At 46.3% G+C, this 22987-nt stretch carries 24 protein-coding genes; 14 read left to right on the top strand and 10 right to left on the bottom strand.

Going from position 1 to position 22987, the window contains the following annotated elements:
• Nucleotides 1-45: 45 nt before the first annotated feature.
• Complete coding sequence (gene gltB / locus QZ918_RS05395; RefSeq protein ID WP_293332011.1) at nt 46-4629, bottom strand: glutamate synthase large subunit; 4584 nt, start codon at nt 4627-4629, stop codon at nt 46-48.
• Between the two features lie 312 nt (nt 4630-4941).
• Here gltB and QZ918_RS05400 point away from each other — a divergent pair, with 312 nt between their 5' ends.
• The 5 genes from QZ918_RS05400 (at nt 4942) to QZ918_RS05420 (ending at nt 7800) form a co-directional block, all read left to right on the top strand.
• Nucleotides 4942-5091 (top strand): hypothetical protein, encoded by a 150-nt coding sequence (locus tag QZ918_RS05400; RefSeq protein ID WP_293332014.1) that lies wholly within the window; start codon nt 4942-4944, stop codon nt 5089-5091.
• 303 nt (nt 5092-5394) lie between these two features.
• The gene (locus QZ918_RS05405) at nt 5395-5817 is read left to right on the top strand and encodes a phosphomannose isomerase type II C-terminal cupin domain (RefSeq protein ID WP_293150540.1); all 423 of its coding nucleotides are present in this window, start codon (nt 5395-5397) and stop codon (nt 5815-5817) included.
• A 142-nt stretch (nt 5818-5959) separates the two neighbouring features.
• Nucleotides 5960-6286, top strand: a complete 327-nt coding sequence (locus QZ918_RS05410) for a HesB/IscA family protein (protein WP_293150543.1) — start codon at nt 5960-5962, stop codon at nt 6284-6286.
• Nucleotides 6287-6297: 11 nt separating this feature from the next.
• Complete coding sequence (locus QZ918_RS05415) at nt 6298-6864, top strand: Uma2 family endonuclease (protein WP_363318802.1); 567 nt, start codon at nt 6298-6300, stop codon at nt 6862-6864.
• A 90-nt stretch (nt 6865-6954) separates the two neighbouring features.
• Nucleotides 6955-7800: a class I SAM-dependent methyltransferase gene (locus QZ918_RS05420; RefSeq protein WP_293332017.1), complete on the top strand. Its 846-nt coding sequence runs from the start codon at nt 6955-6957 to the stop codon at nt 7798-7800.
• A gap of 125 nt (nt 7801-7925) precedes the next feature.
• On the opposite strand, the gene QZ918_RS05425 is transcribed toward QZ918_RS05420, so the two are convergent.
• From QZ918_RS05425 to QZ918_RS05450, 6 genes are all read right to left on the bottom strand, one after another.
• Entirely contained in the window at nt 7926-8924 is a 999-nt protein-coding gene (locus QZ918_RS05425; RefSeq protein WP_293150609.1) for a glycosyltransferase family 2 protein, read from the bottom strand.
• 203 nt (nt 8925-9127) lie between these two features.
• A complete protein-coding gene (locus QZ918_RS05430) occupies nt 9128-10342 on the bottom strand; it encodes a response regulator (protein WP_293332020.1) in 1215 nt (404 codons plus the stop codon).
• Between the two features lie 220 nt (nt 10343-10562).
• Nucleotides 10563-10793, bottom strand: a complete 231-nt coding sequence (gene yidD, locus QZ918_RS05435) for a membrane protein insertion efficiency factor YidD (protein WP_293332023.1) — start codon at nt 10791-10793, stop codon at nt 10563-10565.
• 10 nt (nt 10794-10803) lie between these two features.
• Entirely contained in the window at nt 10804-11451 is a 648-nt protein-coding gene (locus tag QZ918_RS05440) for an NADPH-dependent F420 reductase (RefSeq protein ID WP_527250387.1), read from the bottom strand.
• 11 nt (nt 11452-11462) lie between these two features.
• The gene (gene truB, locus QZ918_RS05445) at nt 11463-12401 is read right to left on the bottom strand and encodes a tRNA pseudouridine(55) synthase TruB (protein WP_293332029.1); all 939 of its coding nucleotides are present in this window, start codon (nt 12399-12401) and stop codon (nt 11463-11465) included.
• A gap of 589 nt (nt 12402-12990) precedes the next feature.
• Complete coding sequence (locus QZ918_RS05450; protein ID WP_293332032.1) at nt 12991-13725, bottom strand: calcium-binding protein; 735 nt, start codon at nt 13723-13725, stop codon at nt 12991-12993.
• Between the two features lie 176 nt (nt 13726-13901).
• Between QZ918_RS05450 and QZ918_RS05455 the strand changes: the two genes are divergently transcribed.
• The 9 genes from QZ918_RS05455 (at nt 13902) to QZ918_RS05495 (ending at nt 18919) form a co-directional block, all read left to right on the top strand.
• A complete protein-coding gene (locus tag QZ918_RS05455; RefSeq protein ID WP_293332035.1) occupies nt 13902-14243 on the top strand; it encodes a hypothetical protein in 342 nt (113 codons plus the stop codon).
• Between the two features lie 391 nt (nt 14244-14634).
• Nucleotides 14635-15156: a hypothetical protein gene (locus QZ918_RS05460; RefSeq protein ID WP_293332038.1), complete on the top strand. Its 522-nt coding sequence runs from the start codon at nt 14635-14637 to the stop codon at nt 15154-15156.
• A gap of 25 nt (nt 15157-15181) precedes the next feature.
• Nucleotides 15182-15556, top strand: coding sequence for a DUF433 domain-containing protein (locus QZ918_RS05465; protein ID WP_293332041.1), 375 nt, complete (start codon nt 15182-15184; stop codon nt 15554-15556).
• Between the two features lie 121 nt (nt 15557-15677).
• Entirely contained in the window at nt 15678-15935 is a 258-nt protein-coding gene (locus QZ918_RS05470; protein WP_293332044.1) for a type II toxin-antitoxin system HicB family antitoxin, read from the top strand.
• Between the two features lie 46 nt (nt 15936-15981).
• Entirely contained in the window at nt 15982-16212 is a 231-nt protein-coding gene (locus tag QZ918_RS05475) for an addiction module protein (protein WP_293332047.1), read from the top strand.
• Complete coding sequence (locus QZ918_RS05480; RefSeq protein WP_293332050.1) at nt 16209-16505, top strand: type II toxin-antitoxin system RelE/ParE family toxin; 297 nt, start codon at nt 16209-16211, stop codon at nt 16503-16505. The genes QZ918_RS05475 and QZ918_RS05480 overlap by 4 nt, the downstream gene beginning before the upstream one ends.
• A 146-nt stretch (nt 16506-16651) precedes the next feature.
• The gene (locus tag QZ918_RS05485; RefSeq protein WP_293332053.1) at nt 16652-17635 is read left to right on the top strand and encodes a hypothetical protein; all 984 of its coding nucleotides are present in this window, start codon (nt 16652-16654) and stop codon (nt 17633-17635) included.
• A 144-nt stretch (nt 17636-17779) separates the two neighbouring features.
• Entirely contained in the window at nt 17780-18673 is an 894-nt protein-coding gene (locus tag QZ918_RS05490) for a pentapeptide repeat-containing protein (protein ID WP_293332056.1), read from the top strand.
• 66 nt (nt 18674-18739) lie between these two features.
• The gene (locus QZ918_RS05495) at nt 18740-18919 is read left to right on the top strand and encodes a hypothetical protein (protein ID WP_293332059.1); all 180 of its coding nucleotides are present in this window, start codon (nt 18740-18742) and stop codon (nt 18917-18919) included.
• A 92-nt stretch (nt 18920-19011) separates the two neighbouring features.
• On the opposite strand, the gene QZ918_RS05500 is transcribed toward QZ918_RS05495, so the two are convergent.
• The 3 genes from QZ918_RS05500 to QZ918_RS05510 all read right to left on the bottom strand — a co-directional run bounded on the left by QZ918_RS05500 (nt 19012) and on the right by QZ918_RS05510 (nt 22933).
• Entirely contained in the window at nt 19012-19593 is a 582-nt protein-coding gene (locus QZ918_RS05500; RefSeq protein ID WP_293332063.1) for a Uma2 family endonuclease, read from the bottom strand.
• Between the two features lie 325 nt (nt 19594-19918).
• A complete protein-coding gene (gene psbA / locus QZ918_RS05505; RefSeq protein ID WP_293332066.1) occupies nt 19919-21001 on the bottom strand; it encodes a photosystem II reaction center subunit D1 in 1083 nt (360 codons plus the stop codon).
• A gap of 174 nt (nt 21002-21175) precedes the next feature.
• Nucleotides 21176-22933 carry an alpha/beta hydrolase gene (locus tag QZ918_RS05510; protein WP_293332069.1) on the bottom strand — a complete coding sequence of 586 codons (1758 nt, stop codon included), beginning with the start codon at nt 22931-22933 and terminating at the stop codon, nt 21176-21178.
• Nucleotides 22934-22987 lie beyond the last annotated feature (54 nt).

A 22987-nucleotide genomic window follows, 5' to 3' on the forward strand; every position in this document is an offset into this window, starting at 1 on the left:
GGCTTAAAGCCCCTTGCTACTTGAGTACAATTCTAACGCAGAACCCTAGCTACCCCCAATCCGGGCCACATCGCGAGCGTTTTCTTCAAATGCCGCCGTCAGCGCATCATCACCGCTTAAACCCGCAGCGATCGCCCTTTCAATGGCCTGCAACACCCGCTTATAATCCATCGGCATCACCTTCACAAACACGGACAACATCGCATCCCAATTTGCCAAGACTTTCGCCGCTTTCGCACTTCTAGTCAAATCGAAATGAGTCTGAATTAACTGCCGCAAATCAGCAATTTCCTCCGCATCCTCCAGTTTTTCCAGCGCCACCATCGACTTATTGCAGCGAGTAGCAAAATCTCCGGCTTCATCCAAAATGTAAGCGACGCCGCCACTCATTCCCGCAGCAAAATTGCGCCCGGTGGCACCCAAAACTACAACTTTGCCGCCTGTCATGTACTCGCAACCGTGATCGCCGACGCCTTCGACTACTGCATTCACGCCGGAGTTCCGCACTCCGAAGCGTTCGCCGGCCATCCCCCGGATGAAAACCTCGCCAGATGTGGCTCCGTAAAGCGCCACGTTGCCTGCAATCACGTTTTCTTCTGCGACGAAGGTGGAAGCTGGGGACGGGTACAGGACGATTTTGCCGCCGCTGAGGCCTTTGCCTAAATAGTCGTTGGCTTCGCCTTCGAGCTCCAGGGTGACTCCCTTGGGTACGAATGCGCCAAAGCTTTGTCCGGCGCTGCCTAGGAAGCGCAGGCGCACGGTATCATCTGGCAAGCCTTCCCAGTGGCGTTTGGTGATTTCGTTGCCGAGAATTGTGCCCACAACGCGGTTGACGTTGGTAATAGGGAGAGTGGCTTTGACTGGTTCGCCGTTTTCGATCGCACTTTTGCACAAATCCAGCAGTACACTAAGGTCGATCGACTTTTCCAAACCGTGATCCTGCGGCATCTGACAGTAGCGCCCGACATCCGCCCCAACTTCCGGCTGATACAGGATGTTGGAAAAGTCCAAACCCTTAGCCTTCCAGTGTTCTACCGCTTGTTGCGCTTCCAAAACATCGGTGCGCCCGACCATTTCATTCAGCGTGCGGAAGCCCAATTGCGCCATGATTTCCCGGACTTCTTGGGCGATGAATGTCATAAAGTTTACCGTGTGTTGGGGATCTCCTGTGAAGTTTTTCCGCAACAGGGGATCTTGGGTGGCAACGCCTACGGGGCAAGTATTCTGATGGCAGACGCGCATCATGATGCAGCCCAATGTTACCAGCGGTGCGGTAGCGAAACCGAATTCCTCTGCGCCAAGCAGTGCAGCAATTGCTACATCGCGGCCGGTTTTCAGTTGTCCGTCGGTTTCCACCGCAATGCGGCTGCGGAGATTGTTGAGTACCAGGGTTTGGTGAGTTTCGGCCAATCCCAACTCCCAAGGTAAACCGGCGTGTTTGATCGAAGTTTGCGGCGACGCGCCCGTACCGCCGTCGTACCCGGAGATGAGCACGACATCGGCGTGGGCTTTGGCGACACCAGCCGCGATCGTCCCGACTCCGACTTCCGACACGAGTTTGACGCTAATTCGCGCTTCCCGGTTGGAATTTTTCAAGTCGTGAATCAATTCGGCCAAATCTTCGATCGAATAAATGTCGTGGTGGGGAGGAGGTGAAATCAATCCGACACCGGGAGTTGAGTGCCGGACTTTGGCAATCCACGGGTATACTTTTTTACCGGGCAACTGCCCGCCTTCTCCGGGTTTTGCCCCTTGCGCCATCTTGATTTGCAATTCCCGCGCTTGGGAAAGGTACAAGCTGGTGACACCGAAACGCCCGGAAGCAACTTGTTTGATCGCACTGTTTTTCGAGTCACCGCGATCGTTCGTCCAAGTATATCTTTCTGGATCTTCGCCGCCTTCACCAGTGTTCGATTTGCCACCGATGCGGTTCATGGCGACGGCTAGAGATTCGTGGGCTTCTTGGGAAATCGAACCGTAACTCATCGCCCCAGTTTTGAAGCGTTTGAGAATAGCTTCCACTGGTTCAACTTCTTCAAGGGGAATCGATTCCCGCTGCTTGAATTGCAGCAAACCGCGCAGGGTAAAATGCTGTTGATTTTGTTCGTTAACCAGGCCGGAATACTGTTTGAAAAGCGGGTAACTTCCTTCGCGGACGGCTTTTTGCAGGGCGTGAATGGTTTGCGGGCTGAACAAGTGGGCTTCGCCTTCCTTGCGCCATTGATACTCGCCGCCGACATCGAGGGTGTTGCCGCTGGATGGGCGATCGGGGAAGGCGTGAGTATGGCGTAAAATCGCTTCTTGGGCGATGACTTCGAGGTCAACTCCGGCAATTCGCGATGCAGTCCAAGTGAAGTATTTATCGACTACGGATTTGTTTAAGCCGATCGCCTCAAATATCTGGGCACCACGGTAACTTTGGATTGTGGAAATCCCAATTTTCGACGCAACCTTCGTCACGCCTTTGGTTGCGGCTTTCACGTAGTTTTTGCAAGCTGTTTTAGTATCAACATTTACCAGCAAACCTTCGCGGATCGAATCGGCGATCGTCTCAAAAGCCAAATAGGGATTGATCGCACCGCAACCGTAGCCGATTAAAGTCGCAAAGTGATGGACTTCGCGCGGTTCCCCGGATTCGAGCACCAATCCCGCCCGCGTGCGCGTACCTTTGCGGATCAGGTGGTGATGCAGGCCTGCAACTGCTAGCAATGCCGGAATTGGAGCGTTTTCGGCATCGATTCCCCGATCGCACAAAATCAGGATATTCACCCCAGAGGCGATCGCGCGATCGGCTGCTGCGAACACATCTTCTAAGGCTTGTTCCAAACCTTTTACACCAGTTTTGGGGTCGAACAAAATCGGTATTGTAGTAGAGCGGAAATTGCCAGTTTTTACCTGTTTGAGTTTTGCCAATTCTTCATCGGTAATAATCGGCGTTTTCAGTTCGATTAAATGACAGCTTTCTGGTTCCGGCTTCAGCAAATTGCGTTCTGAACCAATTGTTGTTTCCGCAGAAGTAACAATCTCTTCGCGGATCGAATCAATGGGTGGATTTGTAACTTGGGCAAACAGTTGCTGGAAATATTCGTAAAGCAACTTTTGTCTGTTCGACAAAACAGCAAGTGGCGTATCCGCGCCCATTGCACCGACAGCTTCCACTCCGTCGCGTGCCATTGGTGCTAACAGCAACCGCAGTTCTTCAAAGGTGTAGCCAAAAGCCATTTGCCGCTGCAATAATGTTTCGGGTTTGGATTCTGCTACTTCCCCATCTGGCAGTTTGGCAATCTCGACCATGTGCTTGTCAATCCACTCGCGATACGGATGTTCCGAAGTGATTTGATGTTTGATTTCCTCGTCAGAAATAATCCGGCCTTCGGCGGTATTAACTAAAAACATCCGGCCCGGTTGCAAACGGCCTTTGGATGCAATTCTTTCCGGTGCGATCGGCAAAACTCCCGCTTCCGATGCCATAATTACTAAGTCATCTTTAGTGATGCAATAGCGAGAAGGACGCAAACCATTGCGATCGAGAACAGCGCCGATCGATGTACCATCTGTAAAGGCGATCGAAGCAGGCCCGTCCCAAGGTTCCATCAAGCAAGAATGGTATTCGTAGAAAGCCTTTTTCTCATCACTCATCGACTCGTGGGCCGTCCACGGTTCGGGAATCATCATCATTACGGCGTGGGGTAAAGAACGCCCGGCCAAAGTCAGCAATTCTAAAGCATTATCAAAAATAGTTGAGTCGCTACCTTCGACATTGATTAAATTGGGGATTTTCTTTAAATCATCGCCGAACAATTCCGACTCGAACATCGATTGCCGCGCGTTCATCCAATTGATGTTGCCGCGCATCGTGTTAATTTCGCCATTGTGGGCGATGTAGCGGTAAGGGTGCGATCGTTCCCAACTTGGGAAAGTATTCGTGCTGAAGCGCGAGTGAACCAGTGCTAAAGCGCTTTCCATGTCGGGGTCATGCAGTTCGGGATAATAATCTCCGACTTGCACCGGCATCAGCATTCCCTTGTAGACGATCGTCCGGCATGACAGCGTAGAATTATACCAGTACGGGTCTACTTTCTGCCTGCGGATCGCATTGTGAGCTCGTTTGCGGATGACATAGAGTTTGCGCTCAAAAGCCGCCTCGTCCATACCTGCGGCGCGTTCCAGGAACACTTGCTGCATGAAAGGTTCGCTGGCTTTGGCGGTATCGCCCAGGGATGAGTTATCAGTGGGCACATGACGCCAACCGAGCACGGGACAACCTTCTTCGGCGGCGATTTCGGCAAAAATGCGTTGCCCATTTTCCCGTTGAGTCTGATTTCGCGATGAGTAAATTGCACCAACCCCGTACTCGCCCGCTTCTGGAAGTTCGATGTTTTGGGCTGCTGCGACTTTTTTGAGAAACTTGTGGGGCACTTGCATCAAAATGCCCGCGCCATCTCCGGTATTGGGCTCGCAGCCACACGCACCTCGGTGATCGAGATTCAGTAGAATTGTCAGTGCCTGTTCGACTATTTCGTGAGATTTGTTACCCTTGACGTGTACAATGAATCCGACTCCGCAAGCGTCGTGCTCGAACTGGGGATCGTACAGGCCTTGCTTTTGTGGCAGTCCGTGGTTGTTCATTTTGATGTGTCTCTCAAAGTGACGAAAAGATTTTGATCTAGAGTTGAGCGTGGGATGGCGATCGACCTAGTATCATGTATTATATGTGGATCTACTGCATTGGGTAGATCCATCAAAAAATCAAGGCTTGTGCGATCGAGTGACGGTGAAAAAATAGTTAAAGCTGAGATGTTACGCCATTGTCAGCAATAGGCATCTTGCCTGTTCATAAATAAGTAAAAAATAGTTTGTTGGTAATTAATTGATAAATTAGATATTTGGATTTTTTTTTAACCGCAGAGGCCACAGAGAGCGCAGAGGAAGAGAAGAGAGATGAGTAATTGTGATAGCGACTCACATCTAGAGGATATTCAAGCTGCGATCGCGCCGAATGAAGCTGGACACGATCGGGATCTGAACAGTGATAGGATAAAATCGCTACATCCGCTCTTCCTCTGCGCCCTCTGCGCCCTCTGCGGTTAAAAAAATCCAAAACAACCATAAATCTTATAAAATGTTCCCATTAAATAAAGAACCAGCCGCCCCAGATGAAGATTTGATGTAGATTTGGTCGATCGCACCCATCACAGGTGACAACTACTATAGTGATTTTGCTATGGTTGTTAAGGCTGGTCGATCGGGAAGAGCAGATTTCACAGTAAAATGTACAGTTCGCTAACCCTTCCGCGCAGGTGAGGTTAGATTTTAACAACAAATTAGCTCACCTCAAAAACCAACATCGTTTACTAAAGGCTTCAACAAGCAATCCCGAAGGAGTAAAAAATCATGGTTCAAACTCAAGAACTTTCTCAAACATTAACTCTGCTTGCATCTGCTGCACCCAACGGAATTTCCGCTACAGAATCACGCCCGTGGGGTTCTTTTACAACACTTGAAGAAGGCCCGGGATACAAAATTAAGCGGATCGAAGTCAAGCCGGGACACCGCCTCAGCCTGCAAATGCACCACCACCGCAGCGAACACTGGATCGTAGTTTCCGGTACTGCTAAAGTTACTTGTGGCGAAACCGAAGAAGTTCTATTTACAAATCAGTCTACCTATGTTCCACAGTGCATTTCTCACCGTCTGGAAAATCCGGGAGTGATTCCCCTGATTTTAATTGAAGTGCAGAATGGTGAATATCTAGGAGAAGATGATATTGTGCGCTTTCAAGACGATTACGCGCGGACAGAATCTAAGGCTAAATAACCTATAAACTGGTTATTTGTTATTTGTTGTTTGTTATTTGTTATTCGCACCAATCAGTAACCAGTAACCAATAACCAGTAACCAGTAACCAATAACCAGTAACCAATAACCAGTAACCAATAACCAATAACCAATAAAATTAATGATTCATCTAAGCAAAACAGCAGCCACAGAAGTAAAGCGCCTCAAGTCAAAGTATCCCAATCCCAATGCTTTGTTTCGTCTGGGCGTAGAATCGAGCGGCTGTTCCGGTTTGTCCTATACAATGGCATTTGACGATGCACCCGTCCCAGAAGACACTCTCTGCGAGTCCGAGGGAGTTCAAGTTGCGATCGACCCCCAGCACTTAAAATATCTCAATGAGCTAACCTTGGATTATTCAGAAGACTTGATGGGCGGAGGTTTCCGGTTCCACAATCCCAATGCAGCCCAAAGCTGTAGCTGCGGTAACTCCTTTTCTACGAGGTAAAAATTAATATGATGACACTCAAAGACTTAGAAAAAGTCCAAAAAACCTTCAAAGAAGCCGGTCAAGACTACCAACTTGAACTAGAAAGCGGGAAAATTATCATTGTGGGCCCCTCAGATATTGTATCAAGTGAAATTGGTGTACTTTTCATTTGGCTGCTTGCCAATTGGGTTTATCCCCGGCGTTTGGGCCGAATTTTTGACTCCGCAGGTGGCTTTATTTTGCCTGACGCGACGCTCACAGCACCCGATGTTTCCTTTGTGCGGGCCGCCCGGATCCGGCAAAGTACCCGTTATTTCGCAGAATTAGTCCCAGACTTGGTAGTAGAAATTAAATCACAGAGCGATCGTATTAAACCGCTCGAAAAAAAGATTCTCAATTTTATCCAACTCGGTGCACAAGTAGGCATTCTGATCGACCCGGATGAAGAAACTGTTACAGTTTACCGTCCCGAAGGCGAACCAATTGTGCTGGGTAATGGAGATATTTTGACGGTATCCGAACTTTTTCCTGGTTGGGAATTGCCCATTGCTGAACTTTGGCCGCCAATTTATACTGAAGCTGAAACTGAAGGATAATCTCGCATTTTAATATAAGTAGTTTGAACGAACCGCGAAGGCGCAAAGGACGCGAAGGAAGAGAGGAGAAGAGAAAAGAAAGATTTAACAATGGCTAATAAATCAGAAGAAACTCAAGATTGGTATAGTGAATATACCACTACCTACAGTTACGAACAGCGAAAAAATTGGTACAGCGAAATCGCAGGCTTCTACAACAAAACTAGACCGCGCTATCCTCAACAACTAATTAATCGCGTTGTCGAATTAGCCGAACTTCCCTCAAACGCCAACATTCTTGAAATCGGATGCGGCCCCGGAATAGCCACTGTTCCGTTTGCGGAATTAGGTTTTGCAATGCTTTGTCTCGAACCCAGTCAGCCAGCTTGTCAGCTAGCACAACAAAACTGTGCAACTTATCCATTTGTAAAGATTAAAAATCAAACTTTGGAAGAGTGGGAATTAGAAACTGATAAATTCAATGCTGTGCTGGCGGCGACTTCTTTTCATTGGGTGTCACCAGAGATTCGCTATCAAAAAACGGCCGCCGCATTAAAAGATAAAGGTTCATTGATTTTGCTCTGGAATGCCGGAGTTTTGCCAGAAGATGAAGTTTACCGAGTTTTAAATGAAGTTTGTCAAACTCAAGCTCCATCTCTAGCAGTATATCATGCCAAAGAAAGAGTCAATCAAGCAGAAAGTATCAAAGAAATCGGACAAAATATCATCGACTCAGGCCTGTACGAAGATTTAATTTACGAACAGTTAGTATGTGAAATTACCTACAGTATTGAGGATTATCTGAATCTTTTGCAGACTTACTCGGAGTACATCGCGCTAGACGAGCAAAAAAGAAAATCATTGTTAACAAATTTGGGGGAAGCGCTCGCAAAAAACTGCGTAAATATCATCAAAGCTTCCTATATTTCAGCATTTCACATTGCCAAAAAACTTTAGCACTTTTTCTCTTCTCTTCCTTCGTGTCCTTTGCGCCTTCGCGGTTCGTTAAAAAAACCTTATTTACCAATCTAAGAAGGTTCGTAGTGAGGACTTTAGTCCTCTAAGAAGGACTAAAGTCCTCACTACAAACCTATTGTAGTATAGCTGCTGAGAATAACCCACTGCATTAACTGCTGCCATTCTGGAGATTGAGTTAATAAATCTGCATCCAATTCATTGCCCGCATCCTGCGAAAATTCCGTAAAACACTCCGCCCAATTAATTACTGTTTCCACTGGCAAATAAGGCGTATAATTCCAAGAACGCTGCAAAAATTCTGCCATCTCAACAGGATGACCGGTGCGGTGCAAATACCAAGCAATCCAAACCAACGTACTGTACTTGATTTGCTTTTCCAACAAACGTATTTTATCCGGCACTTCGGGCCGCGCAAAAAAATTGTCCATTACCGCCGCCAAGGATTTAGCCTGCGGTAAACCTTTGTACATGGCACTTTGTTCGTGCTGGCGGTAGCAAACTGTTATTTGCCGCAGCCATTCTGTTTCGCATCCCATTAATGCTAAACGCAGCGCTAAATCTGTATCTTCAGCCGGGGGAAATCGAGGATCGAAACCGCCAGCGCGCTCTAACCATTCGCGGCGAAACATCATTGCGCTGGGCAATACTGGTTTCCACCGCAGCCACATTTCTAGGTCTAATTTAGGGACGTTTTTCCAGGGTTTGACATCTTTAATCCGTTCGCCTATACTGTTGACTTGACGCCAGCCACTGTGGACTATTCCTAGATTTGGTTGCGCTCTGAATACAGCAATTTGTGCTGCTAATTTCTCGGGTAAAAAGTAGTCATCTGCATCGAGAAAGGCGATGAATTCTCCTTGCGCTAGTTCGATGCCGCGATTTCGGGCAATGGAAACTCCTTGATTTTGTTGGTAAATGTAGCGAATGCGATCGCCATATTGCTCTAAAACTAATTTGGTGTCGTCTCGGGAACCGTCGTCTACTACAATAATTTCCCAGTCAGTATAGGTTTGGCGCAGCACGCTATCTACGGCTTGGCCGACGTAAGCAGCACAGTTGTAAGCCGGAATCACCACGCTTACCTGCGGAGTTCGATCGCTCATCATGAATATCAAGTCCGAAGCATTAGAATCTATATAGGCTGGGCGGATTTACTAAAATGCTGGCTGTGAAATCCAGAAAAATTATACACTCGCCCCTCAAAGATTTATTTATCAAATCTAGTTGCGTCTTTATTATAATACGTTTAAGGTGCGACAGAGACTGACGCACCGGATAAGGGATGCTTTTTGAGCATAAATTTGGTTCAAGAATTTGCCAAAGTAAGTTGCCGCGAATTCAGTAAATTGTCGGGGCGAATTCCTAAAGGGTTGCGATCGCCTTTTACCTTTAAATACTTCTGAGCTATTTGCAAAACCTGTTCCGGATTGGGCGGCTTGCTCAAAAAATCGGAAGCACCTGTAAGTTTGGCTCGCGTGCGATCGATTATACTGTCTCTACCAGTCAAAAATACGATCGGAGTTTCCCGAAAACTAGGTGTTTGTCGCAAAAAATTGCACAAAGCAAAGCCGTTTGTCTTCGGCATTACCACGTCCATAAAAATTAAAGCAGGCTTTTGTTTGGCAATGATGCCCACTCCATCCATCGGATCTTGAATTTTTAGAACTCGATACCCCGCCGGCAATAAAATTTGTTGTAAAAATTCGCATACTGTCGGACTGTCATCAATACAGGCAATCAAAGGGCGAACCAGCCCAGCCATCGAAGCAGCAAGGCGCCACTGTTCTATAGGCGACGGTAAGTCTGGTACTGTGCGGAAATTTACTAAACCCTGCTTCATGTAATTAACTAAAGCGCGAGTTGCGACTGTCACGCACTGCTTTTTCTTCAATGCAATATCCCAAAGAGTATTCTCGCCGTTAAATACGTTAGCCAAAGCTATCAAAGAGTTAGAACTAAATCGATTTTCCTGCAACTGGGCAGACGCTTTTAAAAGGGGTGCTTGTTCTGGTTCTACCAGCCACAAACCCATGCCTTTCCACTTCTGCCAAATTAGTTCTGTAGAGTACAGAATTTGTTCTACTTCCGTTACAGACAGCAGCAAAGAAGATATTATTTTAGAAAAATATTTTTCCGACGGACGCCACTCCCGACGCAAACCCGATTGACCGATCAGAGCAAACAAAACTTCGGAAATGCTGCTGTGGACGATCGCCTTAGCTTGTTGCAAACTCATTTCGCTGGCAGCTAGCCCTTGCTGAATCAGTTGATATTCCCACAGTTCCCGAGCCTCCAGATCTCTAAGATCCACTTGAAAGTTGGGACAGTGTTGTCCAATAGCCCTGTACCAGCGCCTCGCTCTGTGCGCTCCTCCTGTGGCATAAACCAAACTACCCTGAAAAAAGTATAGTTGCCACTGTTGCTCACCTTGCTCTAATAGCAGTTTTCCCGTTGCTTGTTTCTGGCTGAGGACTGCCAAAGTATGAGAAAGCATTTTGTACCCGATTGCGGTAGCAGACATATCAACTCGCATTCCCTGTACTCCTGTTTTCCCTATTATATCGCTGCTGAGTTTGGGAAAAAAACAGTAATATTACTGAATTGCGTTCAAAATAACAAATTACCTGATGCTAGTTTAAACAGTTGACAGTTGACAGTTGACAGTTGACAGTCTTAATCAGTTGACAGTTGACTAACGACTAATGACTAATAACTAACGACTAATGACTAATGACTAATGACTAATTTCCCTGACTATCTTTGGGAGGTACGGGATCGTAACCGCCTGGATGAAAAGGATGACAGCGCAAAATCCGCTTAACTGCCATCGAGCCACCGCGGGCTGCCCCAAATCTTTCTATGGCTTCGATCGCGTATTGGGAACAAGTTGGCTGAAATCTACAGGCGTTAGGCAAATAAGGAGAAATCCCCATTTTGTAGCCTCGAATTAATCCGATTAGCAATATTTTCACAATCTTAACCTCAGCGTTTGATTAAATTAATCGCAAAATCTTGTCCCATACCACTGAAAGCTAGATTAATCCATAGCATCCCCAAAGGTTCCAACAATCTAGCTTGTTTGAGTGTCCCTGCATCTACAACTTCAAATCCGATATCTTCGGCAAGATTGGTGACAATTTTCTTCGCATCTGCACTGTCTCCGCAAATAAAAGCAGTTGCTGTTTGCGAACCGAACTGCAAGTTTTGAAAACAGCTTGCACCAATGTTGTTAAACGCTTTCACAACTTGCGATCCGATCGCCCATTTAGCAATTTCTTCGGCTGCGGAGGTAGTGTGTCCGATTGTCAGTCCAGCAGCTAGTCCAGCGGGTGTCAGCTCGATCGGGTTAGTGGCGTCAATTATAATTTTGCCAGTCAAATCTCCCGCAGCGGCGATCGCCTCTTGCGTGCCATTCCAAGGCGTAGCTAAGATCAAAACTTGACCGTGACTTGCAGCTTCCCCAACGCTAGCTGCTCCCGCATTTCCTCCTGTCGCTTCCACCGCCGACTGCACTTTTGCACTCTGCGGATCTCTAACGCCAAATACGATGGAGTGACCTTTTTGAGTTAAAATGCGTCCCAGAGTTCCGCCAACATTTCCAGCACCAATTATACCTATTTTCATTTTCACCTCTTGGATAGCTAAAAGACAATTTGAGGAGATAATATGGTAGTTGTATCTGAGTTTGCTACTTGACCGATACCTAAAAAATTACCATCTCGATCGTAAACTTGCAAGGGATAGGGAGGTTCGGGTATTAAGTTTTCAGGGGGATTGTTGCTACTTTTCTCGGCTTCTATTGCCGTTTCGGGAATCGGGAGGCGCTGTCCTTGAAACCAGCGTTTGGTATATTCAGGAGAAAGGACGATCGCACCTAAGTGTCCCAAAACCGCCGATGGCAAAATCGGGCTGAATGTATTCTCCTGCAATTGCACTTCTAATTCTTCAAAAGTGAGACTTTGGTCGATCGAGAAACCGCTGCTTTCGGTGCGAGTCAAACGGGCCAAAGTACCGCCTGCATTCAAGAGTGCGCCCAAGTCCCGGGCGATCGCCCGAATGTAAGTACCCGCCCCGCAGGCGATCGACAAATCCAATTCTGGAAAATCCCCAGGCCGCCAATCCAAGATATCCAGCCGAAACACCTCAACATTCCTAGCCGCAACTTCCACAGTTTCGCCTTTTCTAGCTAACTCATAAAGCCGTTTTCCTCCCACCTGCACTGCACTAAAACTCGGCGGAAATTGCTCGATTTTGCCGATAAAATTCGGCAGTGCAGCTTGCACTTGTTCTAAACTCAACTCCGGAACAGGTTGAGAATTCAGGATTTCTCCTTCTAAATCGTCCGTAGCGGTAGTTAAGCCAAACCGAATCGTACCTCGGTAAGCTTTGTGGTGTTGGAGGAATTGCAGCAGTCTGGTTGCTCTTCCCAGGGCGATCGGCAAAACGCCAGTCACAGCCGGATCGAGGGTTCCTCCGTGTCCCACTCGTTTGAGTTTCAACATTCGGCGCACTCGCCCCACGCAGTCGTGAGAAGTCATTCCCGCAGGTTTGTTGAGATTGAGAAAACCGTCAATAGTCATTAGTAGGAAGGAAGAGAAAAGTTTGGCAAGGCATTGTATAACGGATGTAACTTACATCTTGTACCATTCTCAATAACAGGCAAGATGCCTGTTCCACAAAAGATAAATTTTCTTGTGGAACAGGCATCTTGCCTGTTCATCAAGGACTTATTGACATTGGTGCAAGTTCTCAGATGTAACGGATTTAATGGAAATCAGTTCAATAGAAGATGGAACAAGGGAAAAGAAAAAAGGAAAAAGAAAAGTTTTGACATTGCTTTGTTGGTCGCAACGCTTCCCAGTTTTGAGTTAAAAAGTTCAACGTTAAAAATTTAAAACTCAAAACTACCCGCAAACCCAATTACCAATTACCAATTACCAAATTCTCAATCCCCATTACCAGAAATAATTGGTTGAAAGCCTCTCCGTTATAGGGGGAAATTAAAATCAGACGATTCATTAATGCAATCCTCGGACTTATAAGTAGAGGTTCCTCTCAAACTGTCAACTGTCAACTGTCAACTGTCAACTGTCAACTGTCAACTGTCAACTGTCAACTGTCAACTGTCAACTGTCAACTGTCAACTGTCAACTGTTGAACCATTCCCAATTAAAAAATAAAGTCCGTCCGAGAGATAGTAACTCCCAATACAGTAGCCAGAGTTTCCTTGGTACTTGTAAACTGAACAATTGTACTCGGCACGGTTCCGGGCCCAGCAGAAATGGTGAGTTCGGCAAAAGTGAGGTCAGCTCTCAAGCGAATTTTATCCGTACCAACAGTAAAATCGGTAATCACATCGCCATCTGCCGATCGCCCGATCGAAAAAATATCATTCCCTGCGCCACCAGTTAAAGTATCTCTGCCGCGATCGCCCGACAAACAATCATCGCCCACGCCACCAAACAGCGAGTCATCGCCGGCACCGCCAAAAAACGTATCATTGCCCGCACCACCCAACAAAGTATCGTTGTCTTGGTTGCCAAACAACAAATCATTGCCATCATCCCCGCTTACCGAATCAGCACCTTTGCCTCCGTAGAAAGTATCGTCGCCTGCGCCGCCCAAAACGCTATCGCGGCTTGCACCGCCGAAAAGCAAATCATTACCAGCGTCGCCCTGTATTGAGTCGTCGCCGTCACCGCCGTAAAGGCTATCGTCTCCCCCCAAACCTAAAATGCTGTCACCGCTTCCCAAACCGAAGATCAAGTCAGCGCCGGCAGTACCGCTGAGGGAATCAGGGCCGCTGGTGCCATTGCGAGCGGTAGCAGAGCTTCCGGGCCTAGTACCCGCGCTGGTTGGGGTTGGGGTTGTGATTACGATCTTAACTGGTACTGCTGATGGCATGGTTTTGAATAGTGGTAGAAATTTGCCATTCTAACTTAGCCTAAAAGCGTAAGTTACAGAAAGTACCACGAACACCAGGTGTCTTCAGGCGGGGAAGTGTTCATTCAGTTGACAATTGACAGTTGACAATTGACAGTTGAGGGCAACCTCTACCTGGAAGTCCGATGATTGGATTAATGAATCGTCTGATTTTAATTTCTACGCTAAACAAGCAAGGCTTTCAACTAATTATTTGTGGTAAAAAATCTGTCAGCAGCATTGCTTGTTTGAGGATAAATTCAAGTAGCCTTGGCTGGCAAACTATTGTGCATCTAAATTGCCTATTTGGAGCGGCGTCTGAGGAACTGCTTACTCCTGGTTTGATTATTTCTGGATGTCCAATTTCAGTGCCGAGCGAGCCGATCGCCTTTGACGAAATAAATCTGCCCATCACTATTTACGATCGTATAGTTTGGCAGTTGGTTCAATACATAAAATTTAGGTATAACCTTCATTCAGTGGACTTAAGAAAAATCTGACTTGCCAAAAATGGCTATATTGCCAGAAAATCGTCAGATGAAATTCATCAAAAGCATTAAGTAAACCGTATTGAAATACAATCCACTCCATCAAGAGAAGAGTTTTGAACCGTATTGGGGCGTTCTTGGCGCAGAGGGAAGAGTATTGCGAGGGTTTTGGATGTCGTAAAAAACCTTTTATCCCTCCCCTCTCTGTGTTCTCTGTGTTCTCTGCGGTAAAATCTTCTTAATATCTACTTCACCTCTTTATAATCCAAAAATCGTCAGATGAAATTCATCAAAAGCGTTAAGTAAACCCTATTGAGGTATAACCGTAAAATTATTCTTAAAAATTACAGTTATAGTAAAATTAAATATATGCTACAAATAGGCTATAGCTTTTAAGAGATAAATGAGAAGCGCGAAAGAATTATTCCTCACCAGCTCGATCGCTATTACTATGAGTTGGGGCTCTGTCAGCGTCATTGAGGGGATACCGGGGGCGATCGCCCAGACAAAGGTTCCGATGAGACTGCAACACGGGGAAGGAACCTATACCCTGACGGTGCCAGAAACGGACACCACAAAATCTGTCTTTGGGGGTCAGTTGCGCCTCTACGACGTGCACATCGCTAAGATGTTTGAAGTGACGTATGCCGATTGCCAGGAGATACCTAGGGCTGGCTTTAGAGATTGGGAGTACAGGGCCGGAAATGGCAGAATTAGCATGGGAACATTCCGAATAACCTGTCAGTTGGCGGGAGATATTGCGAGAACTTACGGTTTAGGCAAACCAGAGCGTAGTGCGATCGAATATTCTCAGGAAGAAGCAGGGCCGCCAATATCCAGAACTCGTTCTATCCCAATTTTAGACATTACTGGCAATAAAGTCGATCGCTGGCTGAATTTTGTGCAGAGTTTTCGACCAATTTAAAAATAACTTCTAGGAGGCTATAAAAATGACAACCGTATCCAACGAACAAACAGCTATCATCCGTACAGAAAGAGGACTGTCGATCGCAGGTACGCGCATCACGATCTACGACATCATGGACTACGTGACGGCTCAATATCCGCCCAAGTTTATCAGGGGATTGTTCGATCTGACAGAGGAACAAATTAATGCAGCTTTAGCTTACATTGAGGCAAATCGCGCTGATGTTGAAGCCGAGTATCAAATGGTGCTTAAGGAAGCTGAGGAACTGCGGCTGTACTACGAAGAAAAAAATCGCGATCTGATTGCTCGAATTGCCGCCCTACCACCAAGACCAGGAACCGAAGCTGCTTGGGAAAAGCTGCGAGCGGCCAAGGCCAAGCTTAAGTCTCAGTCATGAATTTTTTGGGCGATCGTAATCTCAAAAGACACACTATAAGTTTCTTTCTTTCTATTGCTAATCAATGTTGGCTTGATATCATCCCAATTCGTTTTGTCACCTTAAAGGAGATTGCTTTAATATGTTAACTAAATACATCCAAGCTGCCATGAAGCAAGCTAAGTATGAAATTTTCCCTGATGATGGGACTTTCTACGGAGAAATTCCTATCTGTGAAGGAGTCTATGCAAATGCTGTAAGTCTCGAAGTTGCCCGTGAAGAATTGCAAGAGGTATTGGAAGACTGGATTTTACTCGGTCTCACCATGAATCTTCCTTTACCGATCCTCGATAATATCGATCTTACAATCACCAAAGATGTTGCCAGATGCCCCCTTTGATTCCAAAGTATGATAGAATTAATGTATCATAAAACCCTTAAATATTATGACCATTGAAAATCTTGAAGCTGAGGTTATGGCATTGCCAAGGGATTCTCAAGCAATATTGCTATCGCGACTCCTAAAGCACTTGGGACAAAGTAGTGAAATCGATCCAGAAGTGGCATCTGTCTGGGTCGAAGAAGCCCAAAGGCGCGATCGAGAAATGGATGGCGGCCAAGTCACTGGTATTCCGGCTGAACAAGTGTTTGAGAAGATTCGTGGGCTTCTGCAATGAAAAACGTGATATTTCATCCACTAGCCGAACAAGAATTAATTGATGCCACTGCCTATCACGAAGAACAAAAACCTGGGCTTGGGTTAGAGTTTTTGGGAGAAGTAGAAGACGCAGTAAACTTCCTCATGCTATATCCTGAAGCTGGTTCAAAGGTTAAAAGTTCTGTTCGTCGGGTGATTTTACCAAAGTTCTCCTACTCTCTGCTTTATCGTATTTTAGAAGGCGATCTGATTCGCATTTTAGCGGTTGCACATCACAAGCGTAGAACACAATACTGGGTTGATCGAAAGTAGCAATCTAAAATCAGATGTTAATGAGGTGCGATCGCTATTTGATTACCAACAAATATAGCGTGTGTAACCAAGGAAGAAGCAAAACTTTTTTCTTTAGCTAAACTAAAGCTCTATAATACAACTATCCAATAGTTTTCAAGGGACAAATGAGAGGCACAAAAGAATTATTGCTAACAAGTTTAGGTGCTATTACTTTAAGTTGGGGAGCTGTAACTCCCATTCAGAGGATACCAGAGGCGATCGCTCAAACACAAGTTCCAATGAGATTACAACACGCAGAAGGAACCTATACCCTTACGGTGTCAGAAACCAATACCACAAAATCTGCTTATGGGGGTCAATTGCGCCTCTATGACGTGCATATTGCCAAGATGTTTGAGGTGACATATTCGGACTGTCAGGAGATACCCAACGCTGGCGGTAGGACTTGGTATTACTTCGCTGGAAATGGTAAAATTGACATGGGGCAATTTAGAATCAACTGTCAGTTGGCTAGCGAGATTGCTAATACTTATGGTTTAGGGAAACCAGAGCGTACTGCGATCGAATATTCTCAGGAGGAGGCTGGGCGGCCAATATCAAGGACTCGTTCTATTCCAATTTTAGATATTACTGGTAATAAAATTCAGCGGTGGACTAATTTTGTGCAAGGGTTTCGCCCTCAGTCTGCTAATTCTGAAGCTGGTAATTCTCAATCGAGTATTTCTTTTCCAGTTCGTGAAATTCTTTCGCACATGGAAGGTAAGACGAGAGTCCCAATTTTTCTACCCAGTCAGCTTCCATTCCCAAAACAAATTTACTTGGAAAGCCGAGTCGAAACGCAGAGCTATAGCGTTGTAATGAGCTCCATACCTAATTGCAGCGGTACGCCGTGCTACATCGGGAGTATCTCAGCAGAAAGAGGTGGACAAGCAGCAACACCAGCGCCTAGAGGATTTAGGGGTGAATTCAAAACTATTCAATTAGCTGGCAGAACACAAGGAGTTTTTTCTAATGGTTGTGGTGCTTACTGCACGGCTTTAGTTGAATGGCAGTATCAAGGTGTTTTGTACCGAGTAACGATGAAGAATGGGCAAGAGAAAATGCTCGTTCAGATAGCCAATTCTGCAATTGAAGCTGGGCCTCGCTAGCTAAAAGTGGAGATAACAGTTAGGGAAACTATACTTTAAAAAAGTAGCGCGCTTGATCGCGCCGTTTCCCTATTTTGCTGTTAGACTAGCAAATATTATATCTGTCTCAATCTCTGTCAAACTCACTGTAGGATAAAGTTTACGATGCTACCTCAAATTACAATCGCTAACAAGTTGATTAGCAAGTTTTTAATTGTCGCATTTTTATGTTTTGGAATCCTCCTAATGCACCCGGCTCAAGTCAGAGCAGAAGGAAGTCCACCTAATGTCACTAAAAAAACTGATTGCTTTTTAGTTTTCGGACAAGGAACTTGTGGCAGTAAAGACTCTACAAGCAATGCAGTAGCCACTGAAACCGAAATCAAACCAGGTGCTAACCTCAGTGGGAAGAATCTACAAGGTGTTAACCTGCATAATGCTGATTTGAGAAGATCCGATTTGAGTGGTGCAAATTTGACTGGCGTAGACTTAACAGGTGCTGACTTGAGTGAAGTCAAAATCAGCAAAGTTAAAAACCCTGGCAACTTAGATTTCCAGGGATTTGACTGGAGTAAAATTAGATTGAGTAAGGAAGATTCCATCAAAATATTGACAGTTAACTTGAGCAAGCAAGATTTAGTCAATTTCATCAAAGCTGACGCTAGTAACTTGGATTTCAGCGGGTTAGACTGGAATAAAGTTAACTTAAGCCAGCAAGATGTACAGAAGCTAGTCAACTCTAAGCTAAATCAGCATGATTTAATTAACTTAATCAAAAGCGATCCTAATCAGGTAAATCTTAGTAAGGACGAATTACTAGGGTTAATTCAGCTACATCTAAATAACAGCGCTTTATGGCGAAGTTCCACGCTAAATAGCCAAGACTTACTAAATTTACTAGCAAACAAGTTGAGTGCAGTAGACTTAAGTGGGGTTGACTTACAAAAAGCCAACTTTACTGGTAGCAACTTACAGCAAGCTAACCTGAGTGGTGCAGACTTGAGACAAGCAAATCTAAATGGGGCAAAAATGCCTGATGGCACTCTCTATCGACGTTAGTTTTACTTGGTAGAGTGTGTCACCTGCTCAAATGTATCTGTTCGATCGCAAATTCCTATAAAGGTGATGTACTCTACTAATACTGGTTATTCTTTACAATCAACCGATCGCGAATTATCCCGATCGCAATTCTGGCAAGCCATACAATCTTTAGCCCGACGCGGCTTAGTGGAAAAAGTGTTAGTAGGAGGGCGATCGCAATTTCAGATTAATCCTGTATTTAAAAAATATATTCAATCCAAGTAACATTCCACCCATTTATTTCTTAGTCTGCGGAGGCAGACTTTGTTTTTGTAGACGCGGTTTCAACCGCCGGGTTTATATAGTAGCAGTTTCAACTAAATCATCGATCGCATAAAAGCATTCACCGCATCATATTGATCCGCCATCCGCGAATAAAACTCGATCGATCGCAAATCCAACTCCGGCAACAGTTCGCTCTTACTCACCAACTCATACCCCGTCGAACGCAAACAATAAACCGAAATTACACTATCCTCCCAGAACCAAACCTCCCGCACACCCACCCGACGATAGATTTCCAGCGTATCAATTCCACCACTCGTCACTGTCACTTCAATTGCCAAATCTGGAATTGACTTGCGCGTACCCAAACAATAAGACTCATCTGGTTCTTTCCGTGCACCCAACTCCTTCATCCCGATAGTTGTACTACCGCGCCCGTAGAAACGAATGTCTTTTGTCCGCATATACATTTCTAAAAGCTGGTCTAAAGTGTTTCTAGATTCTTCATGTTCCTCAGAAAAAGAACCGATAATTTCTAAACACCCATCCAAATAAGTTAAACGCGCCCCAGTTTCCGCCAAATCTGCATCCAACTTTTCCAGAGTCTCCCATGTCACGTTTGACAGGAAAGCCGCACCTGTACCCAATCCTGCTTTAGAAATTGCGACAACCATTTGACTTACCTTTTACGATCGCTCTTCCATAATATACGACTTCCAAAACTTGGAGCCTATCCTAATATTCTATTCTTTAGTCTCGCGTGGGAGTCAGAAACCCGGTTTCTTTCTAAAATCTCGGTGGGAATTCCGAGATTGTTGCAGAAACCTGGTTTCTTGGATTTGGGAATTTGGGTGGGGAGTCAGAAACCGGGTTTCTTCCTAAACCTTGGTGGGGATGCGAAGATTGTCGCAGAAACCCGGTTTCTTGGATTTTAGCAAAAGCCCAAACAAAAAGCGCCCCTATTTCTAGGAGCGCTTTTTGATTATCTCAAGTTAAAAATTAACCGTTGATAGAAGGAGCAACCAAAGCAACTGGAGTTGTATCACCAGCGGCCAAGTCAAGTGGGAAGTTGTGAGCGTTGCGCTCGTGCATTACTTCCATACCCAAGTTAGCGCGGTTGATAACATCAGCCCAGGTGTTGATGACGCGACCTTGTGAGTCGATAATCGATTGGTTGAAGTTGAAACCGTTCAAGTTGAATGCCATTGTGGAAATACCCAAAGCGGTAAACCAAATGCCAACTACTGGCCATGCACCTAACAAGAAGTGCAAGGAACGGCTGTTGTTGAAGGAAGCGTATTGGAAAATCAAACGACCGAAGTAGCCGTGGGCTGCAACGATGTTGTAGGTTTCTTCTTCTTGACCGAATTTGTAACCGTAGTTTTGTGACTCGGTTTCAGTTGTTTCGCGAACCAAAGAAGATGTAACTAAAGAACCGTGCATGGCGGAGAACAAGCTACCACCGAATACACCAGCAACTCCCAACATGTGGAAGGGGTGCATCAGGATGTTGTGCTCGGCTTGGAACACGATCATGAAGTTAAATGTACCGGAGATACCCAAGGGCATACCGTCGGAGAACGAACCTTGACCGATCGGGTAGATCAAGAATACTGCGGTAGCTGCTGCTACTGGAGCAGAGTATGCTACGCAGATCCAAGGACGCATACCTAAGCGGTAGGACAATTCCCATTCGCGACCCATGTAGCAAAATACACCGATCAAGAAGTGGAAAATTACCAATTGGTAAGGGCCGCCGTTGTACAACCACTCATCCAAGGAAGCAGCTTCCCAGATTGGGTAGAAGTGCAAACCGATCGCGTTTGAAGAAGGAACAACAGCACCGGAGATGATGTTGTTACCCAGCATCAAGGAACCAGCAACTGGTTCGCGGATGCCGTCGATGTCCACTGGAGGAGCAGCGATGAAGGCGATTACGTAGCAGATTGTTGCAGTCAGCAAGGTAGGAATCATCAAGACTCCGAACCAACCTACATAAATGCGGTTGTCGGTTGATGTTACCCAGTTGCAGAATTGCGACCAGATATTGGCGCTTTCGCGCTGTTGTAAGGTTGCCGTCATGTGTTTATGATTGCTATTGGTTTTTCAATGTTCGGATGATGTCTCTATTATTAACGGTATCGTTAAGGTTTGTAAAGGGGTGTAACGACAGCTTAACTGATGAGGGTCATCAGGAAAGCTGATGAAACGATCGAGAGCCGAAAAAAGAGTGCACCGCTTCGATCGCACTTAACCCTAACGGGGAACTGGAGTTACTGGAGGTGGAGCAACTGGAGAAGGTGGAGCAACTGGAGCGATCGCAGGTGCAGGGACAGGGCTGCGAGGAGGTGGAGCACTGCTGAACTGTTGCAGTTGCTGGGGGGTGAGCGATCGCAAAATTCTCAGTCCCAGAGTGTTTCGGGAAATGCTTAGGGCGTAGTTTGGCTCTAAATACGGGCGGAACTTTGATTTGTTGTTCAAATAGCTTTCCATGAAGGCTAGGCTAAGTCCGTTGAGGTAGCGGCGGGCTAAGGCGGGTTCGGGCCCGATCGCCTGTGAGGGTGGCAAAAATACGCTTTGAGGGGATTGGTCGATCGTGGAAAAGTGAGTCCCGTTGTTCATCAGTACCAGATATTTGTTGGGCGATGTCAGCCATGTGAAGGGTTGAATTTGTTCCAGCAAAGCGGGGGCGACGGTATCGGCGGTGCCTGCGATTACCATGACTGGGATTTGGATTTTGCTGAGGTTTGTTTCTCCTAAAATGCTGCTGGCGATCGGGTTAATGGCGATCGCAGCTTTGACGCGCGGATCGCCGAAATTGTACTGGTTGCGCTCTAGGCTGCGGGCGCGGCACTGCAATAGCAGCGAGAGGTTCCAAGTTTCGTTTTCTAGCTTGCAGTCTTTGTCTAGCTGTGCAAAGTTAATCTCGGCTCCCGCTAATGTTAAAGCCGTATAGCCTCCGAAAGATTGGCCGATGATGCCGACTCGCTGCAAGTCTAGCTGTCCTCGGTACACCGGATTGGTTGTCGAAAGTTTGGTTAAATAATCGAGCAGCTCTTTGATGTCGAGGGGGCGGTTGACAAATTCTGCTGGTTCTGCTACTTCGCTGGCTCTGCCTGTTACTAGATCTTGGATTTGTTGGGCGTTGCTGCCGGGGTGTTCGGGGACGGCGACGGCAAAGCCGTAGGAGGCTAGGTGTTTGGCTAAATACTCGTAGGAAATGCGATCGGAACCTAAACCGTGAGAAATGACTACCACAGGAGCCGGTTGCGGACTTTTGAGCGGCAGGTAAATGTCGATATCAAAGGTACGATCGCGATTTGGACTTGTCAGAGTTACCGATGATTTTTTCCAATTATAGGGGCCCTTTTCCTGGATCTGTAGCATTTCAGCGGGCGGTATCCCAGGCTCCTCGGCTGCTAGTGTTTCCGACAACTTGGCGACTCCGGCGATCGTCCGATTGGAACGGTTGATCAGCGATGTCAGTTCGTTGGCAATGCCCAAGCCGCGCGCAATGTCAATCCTGATGCCGTAAGTCGGGAACTTCCGCAGCACGTTGAGAATTGTCATGCCTTCTGGATCTGAGGCAGCTAAAATTAGGGCCGCTCGGATCGCATAAAATCCGGGCTGCCGAGCTTTGGTTTGAATTACTCGCCCCAAGCGTTCCAGCAGCACTTCTCCTTGAGGCGTGTAGAGGAATTGGGCGATCGTCACGTGGCTGATTTCTGCTTTCGCTTGCAGCCCGTTGCGAATCTCCGCTAGCTGTGATTCTTTGGCGTACTGAGCAAAGCCGTCCAAGTTTGAATCGATTTTGCCTTCTTTGGCGAAGAGTGTCAGGGACTCGATCGGCACTGACACTTCTAGCGGCCCGTAGGTTATATAGATTCGTTCTGCTCCCAGGGCCGGTGCAGCGGTGCAAACAGCCGTGAATGCAAACAATCCTAGGTATTTTGGGGCGATCGACCGCCGAGCGCGAATTGCCGCAGTGTGGAGACTCGGAAACAGACAGTTCATAACTTTAACACCTAGGACTTCTAATCATTAGTCGGTGAAACGATCTAAATTGTT

This window comes from Microcoleus sp. CAWBG58, from assembly GCF_020883045.1.
In the GTDB taxonomy this organism is placed as follows: Bacteria; Cyanobacteriota; Cyanobacteriia; order Cyanobacteriales; family Microcoleaceae; genus Microcoleus.